The sequence below is a fragment of the Pseudomonas corni genome (genome assembly GCF_057128765.1).
The window spans coordinates 1-17760 of sequence record NZ_JBSKHW010000010.1 but is presented as its reverse complement, the minus strand read 5'-3'; the positions used below and the strand labels follow the sequence as shown (position 1 = coordinate 17760).

The window sequence follows — 17760 nt, the reverse complement described above, 5'->3', positions numbered from 1 at the left end:
AATCCTTTTCCCTCTGCCATTCGCGAAGAGGGCATTACCTGAATTTCCGGAGTTAAGTTTCCATGGCCAAAATCGCCCCTCAGTTGCCAATCGAAGTCGACAGCGAAACCGGTGTCTGGACTTCCGATGCCCTGCCGATGCTGTACGTGCCGCGTCACTTTTTCGTCAATAACCACATGGGTATTGAAGAAGTACTGGGCGCTGATGCCTATGCCGAGATCCTCTACAAGGCTGGCTACAAATCCGCCTGGCACTGGTGTGAGAAAGAAGCCGAATGCCACGGTATTGAAGGCGTCGCGGTGTTCGAGCACTACATGAATCGTTTGTCTCAACGCGGTTGGGGCCTGTTCAAGATCCAGGACATTGATCTGGAGAAAGGCACGGCCAGCGTCAAGCTTGAGCACTCCGCTTTCGTTTACGTCTACGGCAAGGTCGGTCGCAAGGTCGATTACATGTTCACCGGCTGGTTTGCCGGCGCTATGGACCAGGTGCTGGAAGCCAGCGGCAGTAAAATCCGCACCGTAGCCGAGCAGGTTTACGGCGGTTCGGAAGAAGGCCACGACGACGGCCTGTTCATCGTCAAGCCGTTGTAAGTCGAGGTTTCTGTCATGGCTTTCGAAGCAATGTTTCAACCGATTCAAATCGGAAAATTGACGATCCGCAACCGCGTCCTCAGTACTGCGCACGCCGAGGTTTATGCCACCGATGGCGGCATGACCACCGACCGCTACGTGAAGTACTACGAAGAGAAAGCCAAGGGCGGCATCGGCCTGGCAATCTGCGGCGGGTCTTCCAGCGTAGCCATCGACAGTCCTCAAGGCTGGTGGAAATCGGTCAACCTGGCGACCGACAAAATCATCCCGCACTTCCAGAATCTTGCCGACGCCATGCACAAGCACGGCGCCAAGATCATGATCCAGATTACGCACATGGGCCGTCGCTCGCGCTGGGACGGCGACCATTGGCCGACGCTGCTGTCGCCGTCCGGCATCCGTGAACCGGTACACCGCGCGACCTGCAAAACCATTGAGCCGGAAGAAATCTGGCGCGTGATCGGCAATTACGCCAGCGCTGCGGCGCGCGCTAAAGCTGGTGGCCTGGATGGCGTTGAGCTGTCGGCGGTGCATCAGCACATGATCGACCAGTTCTGGAGCCCGCGCGTCAATAAGCGCACGGACGAGTGGGGCGGCAGTTTCGAAAACCGCATGCGTTTCGGCCTGGAGGTGATCAAGGCCGTGCGTAAGGAAGTCGGCCCTGACTTCTGCGTCGGCTTGCGTATCTGTGGCGACGAATTTCACCCCGATGGCTTGAGCCACGAGGACATGAAGGAGATCGCCAAGTACTACGACCAGACCGGCATGATCGACTTTATCGGCGTTGTGGGATCGGGTTGCGACACCCACAACACCCTGGCCAACGTCATCCCGAACATGAGTTATCCACCGGAACCATTTCTGCACTTGGCCGCCGGGATCAAGGAAGTGGTCAAAGCACCTGTGCTGCACGCCCAGAACATCAAGGATCCGAATCAGGCCACCCGCATCCTGGAAGGCGGCTACGTCGACATGGTCGGCATGACCCGCGCGCACATCGCTGACCCGCACCTGATCGCCAAGATTAAGGCCGGTCAGGTGGACCAGATCAAGCAATGCGTCGGCGCCAACTACTGCATCGACCGTCAGTACCAAGGTTTGGATGTGCTGTGCATCCAGAACGCCGCCACTTCCCGTGAATACATGGGCGTGCCGCACATCATCGAGAAAACCACCGGCGTGAAACGCAAAGTGGTGATCGTCGGTGCGGGGCCTGCGGGGATGGAAGCTGCGCGTGTCTCGGCCGAACGCGGTCACGACGTGACGCTGTTCGAAAAGAAAGACGCCATTGGCGGCCAGATCACCACGGCATCGAAAGCGCCTCAGCGTGACCAGATTGCCGGTATTACCCGCTGGTTCCAGTTGGAGCTGGCCCGGTTGAAAGTCGATCTGCGCCTGGGCACGGCGGCGGACATTTCGGCCATTCGCGACCTGCGTCCGGACGTGATCGTGCTGGCGGTGGGCGGTCATCCGTTCATCGAGCAGAACGAGCACTGGGGCGCGGCAGAAGGACTGGTCGTCAGCAGCTGGGACATCCTCGACGGCAAGGTCGCGCCGGGCAAGAACGTGCTGGTCTACGACACCATTTGCGAATTCACCGGGATGTCGACGGCCGACTTTTTGGCCGACAAGGGCAGCCAGGTCGAGATCGTCACCGACGACATCAAGCCGGGCGTTGCGATTGGCGGGACGTCGTTCCCAACGTACTACCGCAGCATGTACCCCAAAGAAGTGATCATGACCGGCGACATGATGCTGGAGAAGGTCTACCGCGAAGGCGACAAGCTGGTGGCGGTGCTGGAGAACGAATACACCGGCGCCAAGGAAGAGCGTGTGGTCGATCAGGTGGTGGTCGAGAACGGCGTGCGTCCTGACGAAGAGCTGTATTACGGCTTGAAGGAAGATTCGCGCAACAAAGGCCAGATCGACATCGAAGCCTTGTTCGCCATCCAGCCGCAGCCGTCGTTGAGCCAAGCCGGTGACGGCTACTTGCTGTTCCGTATCGGTGACTGCGTAGCGCAGCGTAATACCCATGCGGCGATTTATGACGCGTTGCGGCTCTGCAAGGATTTTTGATGGCAATCCTGTAGGAGCGCGCTTGCCCGCGATGAACGATAACGCGGTTTGTCCTTGAATCCGCGGCGCGTCAATCGCGGGCAAGCGCGCTCCTACAGATGACCGAATTCCCCTGTTGGAGCGAGGCTTGCCCGCGAAGTAATTCCTCGCGCGGCATCAGGCAAACCGCGTCGTCAGCTTCGCGGGCAAGCCTCGCTCCAACAATCCTCGCAAGACCTGAGGTCTTTGGGAGCTCCACATGTTAAACACCCTTCTTCCCATCCTGCTGTTCGCAGCCTTGGCGTTGGCCTTGCTCGGCGCGGCAAAGCGGATGATGCTCTGGCGCAACGGTCGCGCGTCCAAGGTCGATCTGCTTGGCGGCTTGCTGGCGATGCCCAAGCGCTACATGGTCGATCTGCACCATGTCGTGGCGCGGGACAAATACATCGCCAATACCCACGTCGCGACAGCGGGCGGGGCCGTGGCGTCCATCGTGCTGGCGATTCTGGTTCACGGGTTCGGGCTGCATAACCGGTTTCTGGGGTACGCCCTGCTGCTGATGTCCGCCGTGATGTTCGTCGGCGCGATCTTCATGTTCCTGCGTCGTCTCAATCCACCCGCTCGCCTGTCGAAAGGCCCGTGGATGCGCTTGCCCAAAAGCCTGCTGGCGTTCTCAGCGTCGTTATTTCTGGTGACGTTGCCGGTCGCGGGTATCCTGCCGGAAGACTTCGGTGGCTGGGTGCTGGCTGTCATCCTCGGGATCGGCGTGCTGTGGGGCGTTTCTGAATTGTTCCTCGGCATGACTTGGGGAGGGCCAATGAAGCACGCCTTCGCCGGGGCGTTGCATTTGGCCTGGCACCGCCGCGCCGAACGTTTTGGGGGCGGTCGCTCTACCGGTTTGAAGCCATTGGACCTGTCCGACCCGAAAGCACCACTGGGCGTGGAAAAACCCAAGGATTTTACCTGGAACCAACTGTTGGGTTTCGACGCCTGCGTGCAGTGCGGCAAATGCGAAGCAGCCTGCCCTGCGTACGCGGCCGGGCAACCGCTGAACCCGAAAAAACTGATTCAGGACATGGTGGTTGGCCTGGCTGGCGGCACTGATGCCAAGTTCGCCGGTAGCCCGTACCCCGGGAAGCCAATCGGCGAACACGGTGGCAATCCACATCAGCCTATCGTCAATGGCTTGGTAGACCCAGAAACCCTGTGGTCCTGCACCACCTGCCGCGCCTGCGTTGAAGAGTGCCCGATGATGATCGAGCACGTAGACGCCATCGTCGACATGCGCCGCCATCTGACGCTGGAAAAAGGCGCGACCCCGAACAAGGGCGCCGAAGTCCTGGAAAACCTGATCGCTACCGACAACCCCGGCGGTTTTGCGCCGGGCGGACGGATGAACTGGGCGGCGGATCTAAACCTGAAGCTGCTCAGCGAGGTGAAAACCACCGACGTGCTGTTCTGGGTCGGCGATGGGGCGTTCGACATGCGCAATCAGCGCACGCTGCGGGCGTTCGTCAAAGTGCTGAAAGCGGCCAAAGTCGACTTTGCAGTGCTGGGCCTGGAAGAACGTGACAGCGGCGACGTAGCCCGTCGTCTAGGCGACGAGGCGACCTTCCAGATGCTCGCCAAACGCAACATTCAGACGCTGGGCAAATACAGCTTCAAGCGCATCGTGACTTGCGATCCTCATAGCTTCCACGTGCTGAAAAATGAATACGGCGCGTTCGACGGCAATTTCCTTGTTCAGCACCACAGCACTTATATGGCCGAGCTGATTGGCGACAAAGCGCTGAACATCGGTCAGCACAAAGGCACCAGCGTGACTTATCACGACCCGTGCTACCTCGGCCGCTACAACGGTGAATACGAGGCGCCGCGTGAAGTGCTGCGCGCGCTGGGGATCGAGGTCAAAGAAATGGTCCGCTCCGGTTTCCGCTCGCGCTGCTGCGGCGGTGGTGGCGGTGCGCCGATCACCGACATCCCCGGCAAACAACGTATCCCTGACATGCGCATGGAAGACATCCGCGAAACCGGCGCTGAACTAGTGGCCGTGGGCTGTCCACAATGCACCGCGATGCTCGAAGGCGTGGTCGAACCGCGGCCATTGATCAAAGACATCGCTGAGTTGGTGGCCGACGCCCTGTTGGAAGAAGTTATCCCCAGCAAAACCGCTCCGACCAAACGTGAACCTGCGGAGGCCCATTGATGAGCGACATTATCCGCCGCGACCCCCGCGCCGAGTGGATCGCCCGTAACCGTCTTCATCCGCTGCACGCCGCCATGCAGCCTGCGCAAACCAGCTGGATGGGCCCAAACGGCTTGATGCGCAAGAATGTACACGGCCTGGGTTTCATCGGGCCCAACGGTATCAAGCGAATTGACCGCAGCGGCGCGCAACAGGGAGGGGCTGTTAAGCGGTCGGCGTCCGTTGAAGTGCAATTGCCGTTGCATCAGGTTGCGGCGCCCGCGTTCTACATTGCTGTTGTGCCGGACATGGTCGGTGGGCGCCTGAGCAGCCACGATCGCGATTTGCTGGGTCTGGCCCACGGTCTGGCCGGTCAGGATGGTGCAGTGTTGGCCGTCGTGTTTGGCGAGCATAAAGAGAATGCTTTCGAAACGGCTGGCGTGGACCGCCTGCTGGTGTTGGCGAGCGGTGAATTCAACGCCTATTCCCCCGAGCAGCGCGTTCAAGGGCTGCGGGCTGTGGATAACCAGTTCGATCCGCGTCACTGGCTGTTGCCGGACAGCCGTACGGGCGGGGGCGAGTTGGGGCGTCGCTTCGCCGCCAGCATCGGCGAGCGCCCGGCTACGCGGGTGTGGCAAATCAAAGATGAGATGTCCATTGGGCGGGCAGGGGCAGGGCGCGAAGACCTTGCCCGGCCTGTTTCACGTTTGATTCTTGCCGCTGCTGAATGCGCAGAGCCCGTCAGCGAAACCCGGCATGAAGCATTACCGGTGGAGTTATCCACAACCATCGCGCGCAGCTTGCCGCGTATCGAAGATCTTGGAGCGGTGGCGGTTGATCCGGCACTTATCCCCATGGCCGAGGCGGAGTTCATTTTCTCAGGCGGCAACGGCGTCAAGGACTGGGACTTGTTCCATCGCACTGCCGCGGCTTTGGGCGCTACCGAGGGCGCATCCCGTGTGGCGGTAGACGATGGTTTCATGGCTCGTGATCGTCAGGTTGGCGCTTCCGGGACTTGGGTCACTGCCAGGGTTTATGTGGCTGTGGGTATCTCTGGTGCGATCCAGCATTTGCAGGGCATTGGCGCGTGCGAAAAGGTCGTGGCCATTAACCTTGATCCAAGTTGCGACATGATCAAACGGGCGGATCTGGCCGTTATCGGCGAAAGCGCTGCGATTCTTGATGCGCTAATTGAGGCGGTAGAGGAATACCGAAATGGGGCGAAACGTGATGCAGCCTGAAACGAATCTGCCTGTGGATAAAAGCCCACTGCACGTCATCAGTCTTGTCTCCATCGGCGCACACCCGACTTCGGGTCGGCCACGTCGAGCTGAGCAAGACGCTCGAGCTGTCGAACTGGGTCTGCAATTGGCTGGGGATAACTTGCACGTGCTACATGCAGGGGATCCCAATGAACCCGCCTTGCGTGCTTATCTCGGCATGGGCCTGGACGAGCTGCACGTCCTGGAACAGCCTGGGGGCGCGGATGCGCTGCCGGGTTTGGCTGATTACATCCGCGAATCCGGCGTGCAGCTTGTGCTGACCGGTAGCCAGGCGGAAACAGGTGAAGGCTCCGGCATGCTGCCGTATCTACTGGCTGAAAAGCTAGGGTGGCCCTTGGTAGTCGGCATGGCTGAGGTCGAGTCCATTAACAACGGCACCGCCCAAGTACTGCAAGCCCTGCCGCGCGGCCAGCGTCGTCGGCTGAAAGTTCGTCTGCCGTTTTTAGCGACTGTGGATAACGCTGCGCCCAAACCCCGACAAAGCGCGTACGGCCCTGCTCAGCGTGGATCGCTAGGGGTGGAGGACGTGGAAGTCACGATTGACGAGTTACTCACAGCCAACTCACTGCAACCGGCTAAATCTCGGCCAAAGAGGCTTAAAGTCATCAAGGCCAAAAGCGGTGCGGACCGTATGAAGGCAGCAACGGCCAAAGCCAGCGGTGGTGGCGGGCAGGTGCTGAAGGGTGTGAGTGCACAAGATGGTGCTGCGGCGATCTTGAAGCTGTTGGTTGAGGAGGGGGTTGTTCGGTGAGTAAGGCGCCTTAAACCTCGAGAGGCGTCCCATTGGTCCCTTTTTCTTGGGCTGCTGACTGCTGAGGCTAATCTTTGTCTGTGGTGCTTTTAATCGGGTGCCTGTCAACGATGGCCACGCCTGATGAGTTCCTCACATACCCACAATCGCTGTTGATCCACCTGTGGATAACCTGTTCGGTGATTGCTTGAGGCCTTGTAGTCTGGGGGCTGTAAGCTGCCGTACAAAATATGATCAGCCTATCTATAGGTTTTTAAAGGAATTTCCTCCCCAAGCCTGTGATTGATTACTAAGTATTTGCCCACAATCTCTGTTAGCGCTTATGTGGATAAGATGTTCGCTATCGTCTGCAAGCTATACAAAACGTGGCCTCCAAGAAATTGATCAAATATTGATCAATGGTCGTGGTTTTTACTCACTGCCTGAAGATAAACCTCAAAAATCCAAAGTTTTGACCTTTTCCACAGGCATACGCGCGCGTCAATCAACTTGCACACAATCTCTGTTGGTTGTTCTGTGGATAACGTGTTCGCTGTCCTCTGCAGGCCTCTAAACGCTTGGCTTTCAGGCGATTGATCAAAAAATGCACAGCGCATTTCAGAAAACATATCTTCCAATAAGTCACGGTTTTTTATGGTTTTTTGCACATCGCATAAGTCACTTCCCCACAATAGCTGTGGGTTGAGCTGTGGATAAGTTGTTTGTGGATGGTCAGAGGGTGCAGCGGGGTTGGATGAGCAGGCGTTGATCAGATTCTGATCACAAATGGAGATTGAAGGAATAAAAGCATCGCGGGCAAGCCCGCTGCTACATTATTGGGAACTGTAGGAGCGCGCTTGCCCGCGAAAGGGTCGTTCCAGGTCTATTCGTGATTAACCGCCACGCCCTGCAAATACGCCGCAGGCTCGGCGCCCATGTTTTCCAGCAGGCGTGCGCTGTACCAGTCGATGAAGTTGACCACGCCAAACTCATAAGTTTTCGAGTACGGGCCAGGCTGGTAGGCGATGGAATTGATGCCGCGCTGGTTTTCTTCGGCCAGACGACGGTCTTGGTCGTTGGTGGCGTCCCACACTTCGCGCAGGCGCGCGACGTCGTAGTCCACACCTTCCACGGCGTCTTTATGTACCAGCCATTTGGTGGTGACCATGGTCTCCTGCGCGCTGATCGGCCATACGGTGAACACGATAACGTGGTCGCCCATGCAATGGTTCCAGGCGTGGGGCAGGTGCAGGATGCGCATCGAGCCCAGGTCCGGGTTCTTGATGCGGCCCATCAGTTTGTTGCTGCCCTGTTTGCCGTCCATGGTCATCGACACCGTGCCCTTGAGCAGCGGCATGCGCACGATGCGGTTACGCAGGCCGAAGCTAGCGTGGGCGAACGGGATTTTCTCGGCTTCCCAGGCAGCAGCCGATGCGGCCACGTGATCCTTGAACGCCTGATCCGCACGTGGGTCAGTGACGTCGTCCCATTCCAGCAGCGTGTTAAGCAATTCCGGATGCGAACCGTTGCAGTGGTAGCACTCGCGGTTATTTTCCAGCACCAGTTTCCAGTTGGCTTTCTCAACCAGGGTGGTTTGCACCGCCACCTTGGTGTTTTCCATGTCGTACGGTTCCATGTAGTGGTTCAAGGTCTGCAGGAACGCGTCGATGGCTGGCGGGTTTTGCGACAGGCTGATGAAGATATAACCGCCTGACGTTTTGCAATTGATCGGCTTGAGGCCGAATTGCTTCATATCGAAGTCGGCACCCATCTCGGTGCCGGCATACAACAGACGGCCGTCCAGCTCGTAAGTCCACTGGTGGTATGGGCACACCAGCTTGGCGACTTTGCCCTTTTCCTTGGTACAAAGACGCGAACCGCGATGGCGGCAGACGTTGAAAAAGGCGTTCACCGCGCCGTCGGCACCCCGCACCACGACAACCGGATTTTTACCGACCTGCAGCGTGAGGAAGTTGCCTTTGGCCGGGATCTCGCAGGTCATGCCCGCAATCAGCCACTCTTTTTGAAAGATTTCCTGCATGTCGATTTCAAACAGCCGCTCATCACTGTAGAAAGGCTGCGGCAGCGAGTACGTGCGCTCGCGATTCTGCAGCATCTCGGCAGTGGCCTTGCGTGCAGGTTCCAGCGGATCGCCCAAGCTCAAAGTTGCGGTGACGTCCATCTTTCAAGTCCTCATGACCGCATCTAATCGGTCGGCGAATGTGGCTAATACGGTTGTGTTTGGTCATTGGCACGTTCGGCGACGGTGGTTTCTGTCGCTCGGGGTCCGCAGTAAAAAATGCGTAACCATTTAACGGCGAGTGTGGAGCCCGGCGAGGACCGATCCTTATCCATGGGCGACATGGCCGAATCCGTTTCCGACGACGTAACCCCGCTGGTATGGGGCTGGTCGCCATAAGTATGTGAATGTCGCTGATAGGTAAATAGGCGAACGCGCCGTTACGCAGAATTCGCACCATAAGAGGCCGACTGTCGGCCGTGGAGATTGAGCATGTCCCAGAGTTTCCTCAGCCCGGTCAACACCCAGACCTGGGCCAATGGCCGCCACCTCGTGCGCGTCGTCAAGGTGATCCAGGAAACCTGGGACGTGCGCACCTTTTGCTTCATGGCCGACCAGCCGATCCTGTTCTTTTTCAAGCCTGGGCAGTTCGTCACCCTGGAGCTGGAAATCGAAGGTGTGCCGATCATGCGCTCCTACACCATCTCCAGCGCGCCGTCGGTGCCGTATAGCTTTTCGGTCACGATCAAGCGCGTGCCGGGGGGCAAGGTCTCCAACTGGCTGCACGACACGCTGCACGAAGGTCAGGAGCTGGCGGTTCATGGCCCGGTCGGTCTGTTCAACGCCATCGACTTCCCCAATCCGAAGATTCTCTACCTCAGCGGTGGCGTCGGCATTACGCCAGTGATGTCCATGGCGCGCTGGTTCTACGACACCAATGCCAATGTCGACATGGTTTTCGTTCACAGCGCTCGTTCACCCAAAGACATCATTTACCACCGCGAGCTGGAGCAGATGGCCTCGCGGATCAACAACTTCAGTCTGCACATCGTTTGTGAAAAGCATGGCTTGGGCGAACCGTGGGCCGGTTATCGCGGCTATGTAAACCAGAAGATGCTCGAATTGATGGCGCCGGATTTCATGGAGCGCGAGGTTTTCTGCTGCGGCCCGACGCCGTACATGAATGCTATCAAACGACTTCTCGAAACCAACGGCTTCAACATGGAGCAGTACCACGAGGAATCCTTTGGCGCGACCCCACCCGAAGCCCGTGCCGATGCTGTTGAACACGCCGAACAAGCTGCTGACGCGCCGGAAATCGACTTCGCTGATTTGCACCAGGTCGAGTTCACCGACACCGGCAAGAGCATTCGTGTGGGGCCAGGCGAAACCGTCCACGCCGCTGCGGCCAAGCTCGGCCTGATGATCCCGAAAGCCTGTGGCATGGGTATCTGCGGCACCTGCAAGGTGATGAAACTGAGCGGCGAAGTAGAAATGGAGCACAACGGCGGCATTACCGATGACGACGTGGAAGAGGGCTACATCCTGTCGTGCTGCAGCGTGCCCAAGGGCGACTTGCGGATCGAGTATTGATGGTGTCAGGCCGTTAGAAAAAGCAGGCACAAAAAAAGGAGACCCTGCGGTCTCCTTTTTCATTACAGCAATTGCGACCTAGAACAGAACGCGGCTGCGGATGGTGCCTTTGATGTGCTGCAGCTTTTCCTGCGCGAGATCCGAGTAATCGGCGTCAACGTCGATGACCACGTAACCGACTTTCTCGTTGGTCTGCAGGAACTGACCGGAGATGTTGATGCCGTTTTCCGCGAAGACTTTGTTGATCTCGCTCATCACACCCGGAATGTTTTCGTGGATGTGCAGCAGACGGTGCTTGCCAGGGTGCGCCGGCAGGGCGACTTCCGGGAAATTGACCGAGGAAACCGACGTACCGTTGTCGCTGTACTTGACCAGCTTTTCCGCCACTTCCAGACCAATGTTGGCTTGGGCTTCAGCGGTCGAGCCACCGATGTGCGGGGTCAGGATCACGTTGTCCAGGCCACGCAGCGGGCTTTCGAAGATGTCGTCGTTGGAGCGTGGCTCAACCGGGAACACGTCGATGGCGGCGCCGATCAGATGTTTGTCCTTTATAGCGCCAGCCAGGGCGTCGAGATCCACTACGGTGCCACGTGCGGCGTTGATCAGGATCGCGCCTTTCTTCATGGCGCGGATTTCTTTCTCGCCGATCATCATTTGCGTGGATGGCAACTCAGGCACGTGCAGGGAGACGATGTCAGCCATGCCCAGCAGTTCGTTCAAGCTCGGAACCTGTGTGGCGTTACCCAGTGGCAGCTTGGTCAGCGGATCGAAGAAGAACACCTGCATGCCCAGGCCTTCAGCCAGGACGGACAACTGCGTGCCGATCGAGCCGTAGCCGATGATGCCGAGTTTCTTGCCGCGGATTTCGAACGAATTGGCCGCGCTCTTGATCCAGCCGCCACGGTGGCAGGAAGCATTCTTTTCAGGGATGCCGCGCAACAGCAGAATTGCCTCGGCCAATACCAGTTCGGCCACCGAACGAGTGTTGGAATAAGGGGCGTTGAACACCGCAATACCGCGTTCGCGGGCAGCGCTCAGGTCAACCTGGTTGGTACCGATGCAGAAGCAACCGACGGCGACCAGCTTCTTGGCGCTGTCGAACAGCTCTTCAGTCAATTGCGTGCGGGAACGAATACCGATGAAGTGGGCGTCGGCAATCTTTTCCTTGAGTTCGGCTTCCGGCAGGGACTTGGTGTGGTAGTCGATGCTGGTGTAACCGGCGGCCTTGAGGACGTCGACGGCGGATTGGTGGACGCCTTCGAGAAGAAGGAACTTGATCTTGCTCTTGTCGAGGGAAGTCTTGCTCATCTGCGTAAACCTGTGTCCCGAAGAAAAATGGCAGGAAAGTGAAGCGCTCGCATATCGGGCTTAGGCTCGATCGGCAGGGGGCGTATGCTAGCATACGCACCCCGCGAAACACCCCATTCCTGGACGTGAGCCGTTCTCAGGATGACCATGAATTGTTCGAGAGTTCTGTGATGAACCATCCTGCCCTGATTGATGAGCTGAAGACCCTGGTTGAGCCTGGCAAAGTGCTCACTGACGCCGACTCCCTTGAGGCTTACGGCAAGGATTGGACCAAGCATTTCGCCCCTGCACCCACCGCTATCGTGTTCCCCAAGACGGTCGAGCAGGTCCAGGCCATCGTGCGCTGGGCCAACGAACACAAGGTCGCGCTGGTGCCGTCGGGTGGCCGGACAGGGCTTTCGGCAGCTGCCGTCGCCGCCAACGGTGAAGTGGTGGTGAATTTCGATTACATGAATCAAGTGCTGGAACTCAACCTCACCGACCGCACCGCGCGTTGCCAGCCCGGCGTCATCACCAAGCAGCTGCAAAACCTTGCTGAAGACAATGGGCTGTATTACCCGGTGGACTTCGCATCGTCAGGTTCCAGCAACATCGGCGGCAATATCGGCACCAATGCCGGCGGGATCAAGGTCATTCGCTACGGGATGACCCGCAATTGGGTGGCGGGCCTGAAGGTCGTCACCGGCAAGGGCGATATCCTCGAATTGAACAAAGACCTGATCAAAAACGCCACTGGCTACGACATGCGTCAGCTGTTCATAGGAGCGGAAGGCACGTTGGGTTTTGTCGTCGAAGCCACCATGCGTCTGGACCGAGCGCCGAAAAACCTGACCGCGATGGTCCTGGGCACCAGCGATTTCAACGCGATCATGCCGGTACTGCACGCTTTCCAGAGCAAGGTCGATCTGACCGCTTTTGAATTTTTCTCCGACAAAGCGCTGGCTAAAGTCATGGCTCGTGGTGATGTTCCATCCCCGTTCGAGACGGCCTGCCCGTTCTACGCGCTGCTGGAATTCGAAGCCACCAGCGAAGAAGTCGCCAACGAAGCGCTGGCGACCTTCGAGCATTGCGTAGAGCAGGGCTGGGTGCTGGACGGCGTGATGAGCCAGAGCGAACAGCAGCTGCACAATCTGTGGAAGCTGCGCGAGTACATCTCGGAAACGATTTCGCACTTCACGCCCTACAAGAACGACATCTCGGTGACCGTTTCCAAAGTCCCGGCGTTTCTGGCTGAAGTGGATGCCATCGTGGGTGAGTACTACCCTGATTTTGAAATTGTCTGGTTCGGCCACATCGGCGACGGCAACTTGCACCTGAACATTCTCAAGCCGGAAAACCTCAGCAAAGACGAGTTCTTCGCCAAGTGCGCCAAGGTCAACAAATGGGTGTTCGAGATCGTGCAGAAGTACAACGGCTCGATTTCCGCCGAACACGGCGTGGGCATGACCAAGCGTGATTACCTGACCTACAGCCGTTCTGCGGTAGAAATCGAGTACATGAAAGCTGTTAAAGCGGTGTTCGACCCTAACGGCATCATGAACCCCGGCAAGATCTTCGCGGTGTGATGCGCAGGCAATCTTGATCAAAAAACAATCAGTGCCAAGACAACCCGCAGCCCAGGAGCGCCCATGAGCTACCAGCACAAGTATGTCGATGGAACAGGCATTCACTTCCCGTTGGGTAAAGTGGTCTGCATCGGTCGCAACTACGCCGAGCATGCCAAGGAACTGGACAATCCGGTGCCCACCGAGCCGCTGTTGTTCATCAAGCCGGGCAGTTGCGTGGTGCCGCTGGAAGGCGGGTTCAGCATTCCAACTGACCGCGGCTCAGTGCATTACGAAGCTGAAATCGTGGTGCTGATCGGCAAGCCGCTGAGCAAGAATCCGGATCGCGAAGAAGTGCTCGATGCGATCTCCGGTTTTGCGCCCGGCCTGGACCTGACCTTGCGCGACGTGCAATCGAAGCTCAAGGAGAAGGGGCTGCCGTGGGAATTGTGCAAATCCTTCGACGGTGCGGCGGTGATTGCTCCATTCGTATCGCCGGATGCTTTCCCGGATCTCACCGATATCCCGATTCGTCTGACCATCAACGGTGAAGTGCGCCAGGACGGTAACAGCAGCCTGATGCTCAACCCGATCGTGCCGATGATTCAGCACATCGCTTCGCACTTCTCGCTGCAGGCGGGCGACCTGATCATGACCGGTACGCCGGCGGGGGTTGGGCCGTTCAACGTGGGTGACGAGATCGTGCTGGAGTTACCTGGGCACAGCCGCTTCGAAAGCGATGTGCGCTGATTGAAGTCTGGTTGATAAAGAGCCGCCCGCGATGAATACGCAGGCGGCTTTTTTATGTCGGGCCGATCTCTTTTTGCTTGGCCGTCAGATGGCCCGTTGGCGTTTTTTTCACAGTCGATCTGGATAATTCGCGCCGACTACTGATTCATGGCTTTGTGCCAATGACCTTTTTCGGGAACGCTTCGATGGCCACTCATGCTGATTCACCGGTTAAATCCAAAGGCCGATTGCCGCGCGTACGCTGGTATGGCTGGCTGATCCTGCTACTCATTATCGGCTACGGCCTGGCCTATGCTTTCCATTGGGATGATCGTGGTCTGCTGTGGATGCGCGAGCAAAATGTCACCCCGGCAGAGCACGCCGCGAGCATCTGGCTGCCGGACTATCAGGTGGACATCGATGCCAAGCCGTTAGTGGGCATGGAAAAGGACGAGGCGTCAGATCTGTCCTATAACCCTGTGACCAAGACACTGTTTTCGGTGATGGGCAAGAATGCTTTCCTGTCCGAGCTCAAGCTCAACGGTGATGTTATTCGCAAGATCCCGCTGGTGGGCTGGAGTAACCCGGAAGGCGTAGCTGTGTTGGAGAACGGGCTGATTGCTATAGTCGACGAGCGCCAACACTTGATGACCATCGTGACGGTCACGCCAGACACCAAAACCCTGAATATCGCTGACTTCCCCCAGTACGACCTTGGCCCGTCGAAGGATCAGAACAAGGCCTTCGAAGGCATCGCCTGGGACCCGAAAAACCAGAAAATCTGGCTGGGTGAAGAGCGGCCGCCTGCGTTGTTCACTTGGGCGAGCGACGGCAGCAGCCAATTGAAAGGCGACAAGCAGAAGCTGAGCAATACCAACCTCGACCTGCGCAATCTGTCGGCGCTCTACTCGGATCAGCGGACTGGGCATTTGCTGGCGCTGTCGGCCGAATCCCACATGCTGTTGGAATTGGACGAGAAAGGTGAACAGGTCAGCTTCATGACTCTGCTGAACGGCTTCAACGGGCTGGGTGCGACCATTCCCCGGGCCGAAGGCGTGACCATGGACGAAAACGGCACGCTGTATATGGTCAGCGAGCCGAACCTGTTCTACAGCTTCAAGAAGAAATGATGCGGCTTGGGATCTGATTCGGGACCTGTAGGAGCGAACTTGTTCACGAGAGGATTTTTGCCGAAGAACCGCATTAAGCGCCTCGCCAATAAGTTGTCTCCGGCCGAGCCGGTCTTGCCCAAGTGCGAATGCAGAGGGTTATTTAAGACTCGCTTCAGACTGTCGTGGTATTAAAGTGCCTTCTTTTTGCCTGAGCCTAGAAAATGCGTCGCTTGTTCCCCGCCCCAACGCTGGTCGCCTTCCTCTGCTTAGCCTTGGTGGTTGCCTCATTCTTCGTAGGCCGTGAATACCGCGTGGTCGAGCGTTTATGGTTTAGCTGGCATGTGTTCTGGCAGTCGGCCGATTCTGAAAGCCTTGGGCTCAGCGACTATCAAGTAATCATCGAGGGCAAAGTCATTGTCGGGCTCGACGATAACGTCTCGGCCCTGAGCTACGATCCCGACCGCAAAACCCTTTTCACCGTCACCAACAAAAACAGCGAACTGGCCGAATTGAGTCTGGACGGGCATGTGATTCGGCGTATTCCGCTCACCGGTTTTGGCGATGCGGAGGCGGTGGAGTACATCAGTCCCGGTATCTATGTGATCAGCGACGAGCACAGCCAGAGCCTGTTCAAGATCCATGTAGACGCGGACACGAAGTTCCTGGATGCCCATGATTCCGAGCAACTGACGCTGGGTATCGATGCCGGGGGCAATAACGGTTTTGAAGGGCTGGCATATGACACGCAGGGGCAGCGGCTGTTTGTTGCCAAAGAGCGCAAGCCGGTACAGATCATCGAGATTCGCGGGTTTCCGAAAGCCAGCAGCGATACGCCGAATGTGCTGGAAGTGACGACAGACAAAGCGCGTAACGCCGGGTTGTTCGTGCGCGATCTGTCCAGCTTGCAGTTCGATGAGCGCAGTGGGCATCTACTCGCGCTGTCGGATGAATCGCGGCAGATCCTTGAACTCGACACCACAGGTCGGCCAGTGGCCAACGTGTCCTTGAGCAAGGGCAGCATGGGTCTGGACAAGAACGTGCCGCAAGCAGAAGGGATCGCGATGGGCGATGACGGCACGTTGTATCTGGTCAGCGAGCCGAATCTGTTTTATGTGTTTAAGAAGCAGTGATGGCTGACTCTATCGTCTGAGCGAAGTGCTCTGTAGGAGCCAACTTGTTGGCGAAGCGGCTGACCGGATGTGTCAGTTATTACGTCTCGCGAACAAGTTCGCTCCTACAGGGTATGCGTGTAATCAACGCTTCAGGGTTTTCACGCCTTCTTGCGTACCCAGCAGCAGCAAATCCGCCGAGCGCGCGGCGAACAAGCCATTGGTGACGACGCCCACGATGTTGTTGATTTTCCCTTCCAATTCGGCCGGAGCGGTGATGTTCAGGTTGTGCACGTCGAGAATGATGTTGCCGTTATCGGTCAGCACGCCTTCGCGATACACCGGATCGCCCCCCAGCTTCACCAATTGACGCGCGACATGACTGCGGGCCATTGGGATCACCTCGACCGGCAGCGGGAAACCACCCAGCACCGAAACCAGCTTGCTGCCATCGGCGATGCAGATGAAGGTCTTGGCGACCGCCGCCACGATCTTTTCCCGGGTCAGGGCTGCGCCGCCGCCTTTGATCAGGTTCAGGTGCTCGTCGGTTTCGTCGGCGCCGTCGACGTAAAACTCCAGATCGCTGACGGTGTTCAGCTCATACACCGGAATCCCGTGGCCCTTTAGGCGCGCGGCGGTGGCTTCGGAGCTGGCAACCGCGCCGTCGAACGCGCCTTTGTGCAAGGCCAGCGCGTCGATAAAGCAGTTGGCGGTGGAGCCGGTGCCGACACCGACGACGCTCTTGTCGTCGAGCTTGGGAAGGATGAAGTCGACCGCTGCTTGGGCGACGGCCTGTTTGAGTTGATCCTGGGTCATGCGGGTGGGCTCCGGTTATCAATGTCCCATTGTAGGAGCGCGCTTGCCCGCGAAAGCGTTCTGTCAGTGACGGGTAGGTCTCCTGACACAACGTCATCGCGGGCAAGCGCGCTCCTACAGGGGTTAGCAATGCGCTGAGGGCGAGGATTATAGCGACATGGCTGCGGTAAAACCCGACCATTCGTGTGGTCGCGCGCCAGAGTGAGGGGTAGACTTCTCGGCCTTGCCCCTTTGCCCTGCGATGCTTTCCCGATGCTCGAACACTACGTCAAGAAAATCCTCACCTCCCGCGTCTACGACGTCGCCGTCGAAACCCCGCTGCACGGCGCGCGGCAGTTGTCCGAGCGGCTGGGCAATCAGGTATTGCTCAAGCGCGAGGATCTGCAACCGGTGTTCTCGTTCAAGATTCGCGGCGCTTACAACAAGCTGGCGCAATTGAGCCCCGAAGAGCTGGCCCGCGGCGTGGTCACCGCGTCCGCTGGCAATCACGCTCAAGGCCTGGCGCTGGCGGCCAAGACGCTGGGGGTAAAAGCCACCATCGTCATGCCCAAGACCACGCCGGAGATCAAGGTCGAAGGCGTGCGCTCCCGTGGCGGCATCGTCGTACTGCACGGCGACTCTTTTCCGGAGGCACTGGCGTATTCCCTGAAGCTGGTTGAGGAAAAAGGCTACGTCTACGTTCA

General features: G+C 58.0%; 14 protein-coding genes. 11 read left to right on the top strand and 3 right to left on the bottom strand.

The window, feature by feature from the left end:
• Window positions 1-62: 62 nt before the first annotated feature.
• From ACWKV9_RS16150 to etfB, 5 genes are all read left to right on the top strand, one after another.
• Window positions 63-593: a DUF5943 domain-containing protein gene (locus ACWKV9_RS16150; protein ID WP_483837133.1), complete on the top strand. Its 531-nt coding sequence runs from the start codon at window positions 63-65 to the stop codon at window positions 591-593.
• A gap of 15 nt (window positions 594-608) precedes the next feature.
• Window positions 609-2669 (top strand): dimethylglycine demethylation protein DgcA, encoded by a 2061-nt coding sequence (gene dgcA, locus ACWKV9_RS16145; protein WP_483837132.1) that lies wholly within the window; start codon window positions 609-611, stop codon window positions 2667-2669.
• A gap of 238 nt (window positions 2670-2907) precedes the next feature.
• Window positions 2908-4854: a dimethylglycine demethylation protein DgcB gene (dgcB, locus tag ACWKV9_RS16140; RefSeq protein WP_483837131.1), complete on the top strand. Its 1947-nt coding sequence runs from the start codon at window positions 2908-2910 to the stop codon at window positions 4852-4854.
• Window positions 4854-6074 (top strand): electron transfer flavoprotein subunit alpha, encoded by a 1221-nt coding sequence (etfA, locus tag ACWKV9_RS16135; protein WP_483837130.1) that lies wholly within the window; start codon window positions 4854-4856, stop codon window positions 6072-6074. The genes dgcB and etfA overlap by 1 nt, the downstream gene beginning before the upstream one ends.
• Window positions 6064-6867: an electron transfer flavoprotein subunit beta gene (gene etfB, locus ACWKV9_RS16130; protein WP_483837326.1), complete on the top strand. Its 804-nt coding sequence runs from the start codon at window positions 6064-6066 to the stop codon at window positions 6865-6867. Before etfA ends, etfB begins: the two co-directional genes overlap by 11 nt.
• An 862-nt stretch (window positions 6868-7729) precedes the next feature.
• Here the strand turns inward: etfB and gbcA are convergent.
• Window positions 7730-9028 (bottom strand): glycine-betaine demethylase subunit GbcA, encoded by a 1299-nt coding sequence (gene gbcA / locus ACWKV9_RS16125; protein ID WP_483837129.1) that lies wholly within the window; start codon window positions 9026-9028, stop codon window positions 7730-7732.
• A gap of 330 nt (window positions 9029-9358) precedes the next feature.
• On the opposite strand from gbcA, the gene gbcB reads away from it, so the two are divergent.
• On the top strand, window positions 9359-10459 hold the full coding sequence (gene gbcB / locus ACWKV9_RS16120; protein WP_483837128.1) for a glycine-betaine demethylase subunit GbcB: 1101 nt from the start codon (window positions 9359-9361) through the stop codon (window positions 10457-10459).
• Window positions 10460-10537: 78 nt separating this feature from the next.
• Here the strand turns inward: gbcB and serA are convergent, their stop codons facing one another.
• Entirely contained in the window at window positions 10538-11767 is a 1230-nt protein-coding gene (serA, locus tag ACWKV9_RS16115) for a phosphoglycerate dehydrogenase (RefSeq protein ID WP_483837127.1), read from the bottom strand.
• A 170-nt stretch (window positions 11768-11937) separates the two neighbouring features.
• On the opposite strand from serA, the gene ACWKV9_RS16110 reads away from it, so the two are divergent.
• The 4 genes from ACWKV9_RS16110 to ACWKV9_RS16095 all read left to right on the top strand — a co-directional run bounded on the left by ACWKV9_RS16110 (window position 11938) and on the right by ACWKV9_RS16095 (window position 16282).
• The gene (locus ACWKV9_RS16110) at window positions 11938-13332 is read left to right on the top strand and encodes an FAD-binding oxidoreductase (protein WP_483837126.1); all 1395 of its coding nucleotides are present in this window, start codon (window positions 11938-11940) and stop codon (window positions 13330-13332) included.
• Window positions 13333-13395: 63 nt separating this feature from the next.
• On the top strand, window positions 13396-14061 hold the full coding sequence (locus tag ACWKV9_RS16105; RefSeq protein ID WP_483837125.1) for a fumarylacetoacetate hydrolase family protein: 666 nt from the start codon (window positions 13396-13398) through the stop codon (window positions 14059-14061).
• A gap of 185 nt (window positions 14062-14246) precedes the next feature.
• Window positions 14247-15170: an SdiA-regulated domain-containing protein gene (locus tag ACWKV9_RS16100; protein ID WP_483837124.1), complete on the top strand. Its 924-nt coding sequence runs from the start codon at window positions 14247-14249 to the stop codon at window positions 15168-15170.
• Between the two features lie 203 nt (window positions 15171-15373).
• Window positions 15374-16282, top strand: coding sequence for an SdiA-regulated domain-containing protein (locus tag ACWKV9_RS16095; protein WP_483837123.1), 909 nt, complete (start codon window positions 15374-15376; stop codon window positions 16280-16282).
• A 123-nt stretch (window positions 16283-16405) separates the two neighbouring features.
• On the opposite strand, the gene rpiA is transcribed toward ACWKV9_RS16095, so the two are convergent.
• Complete coding sequence (rpiA, locus tag ACWKV9_RS16090) at window positions 16406-17077, bottom strand: ribose-5-phosphate isomerase RpiA (protein ID WP_483837122.1); 672 nt, start codon at window positions 17075-17077, stop codon at window positions 16406-16408.
• Window positions 17078-17329: 252 nt separating this feature from the next.
• Between rpiA and ACWKV9_RS16085 the strand changes: the two genes are divergently transcribed.
• The coding region (locus tag ACWKV9_RS16085; RefSeq protein ID WP_483837121.1) for a pyridoxal-phosphate dependent enzyme at window positions 17330-17760 on the top strand (431 nt) is incomplete at its 3' end.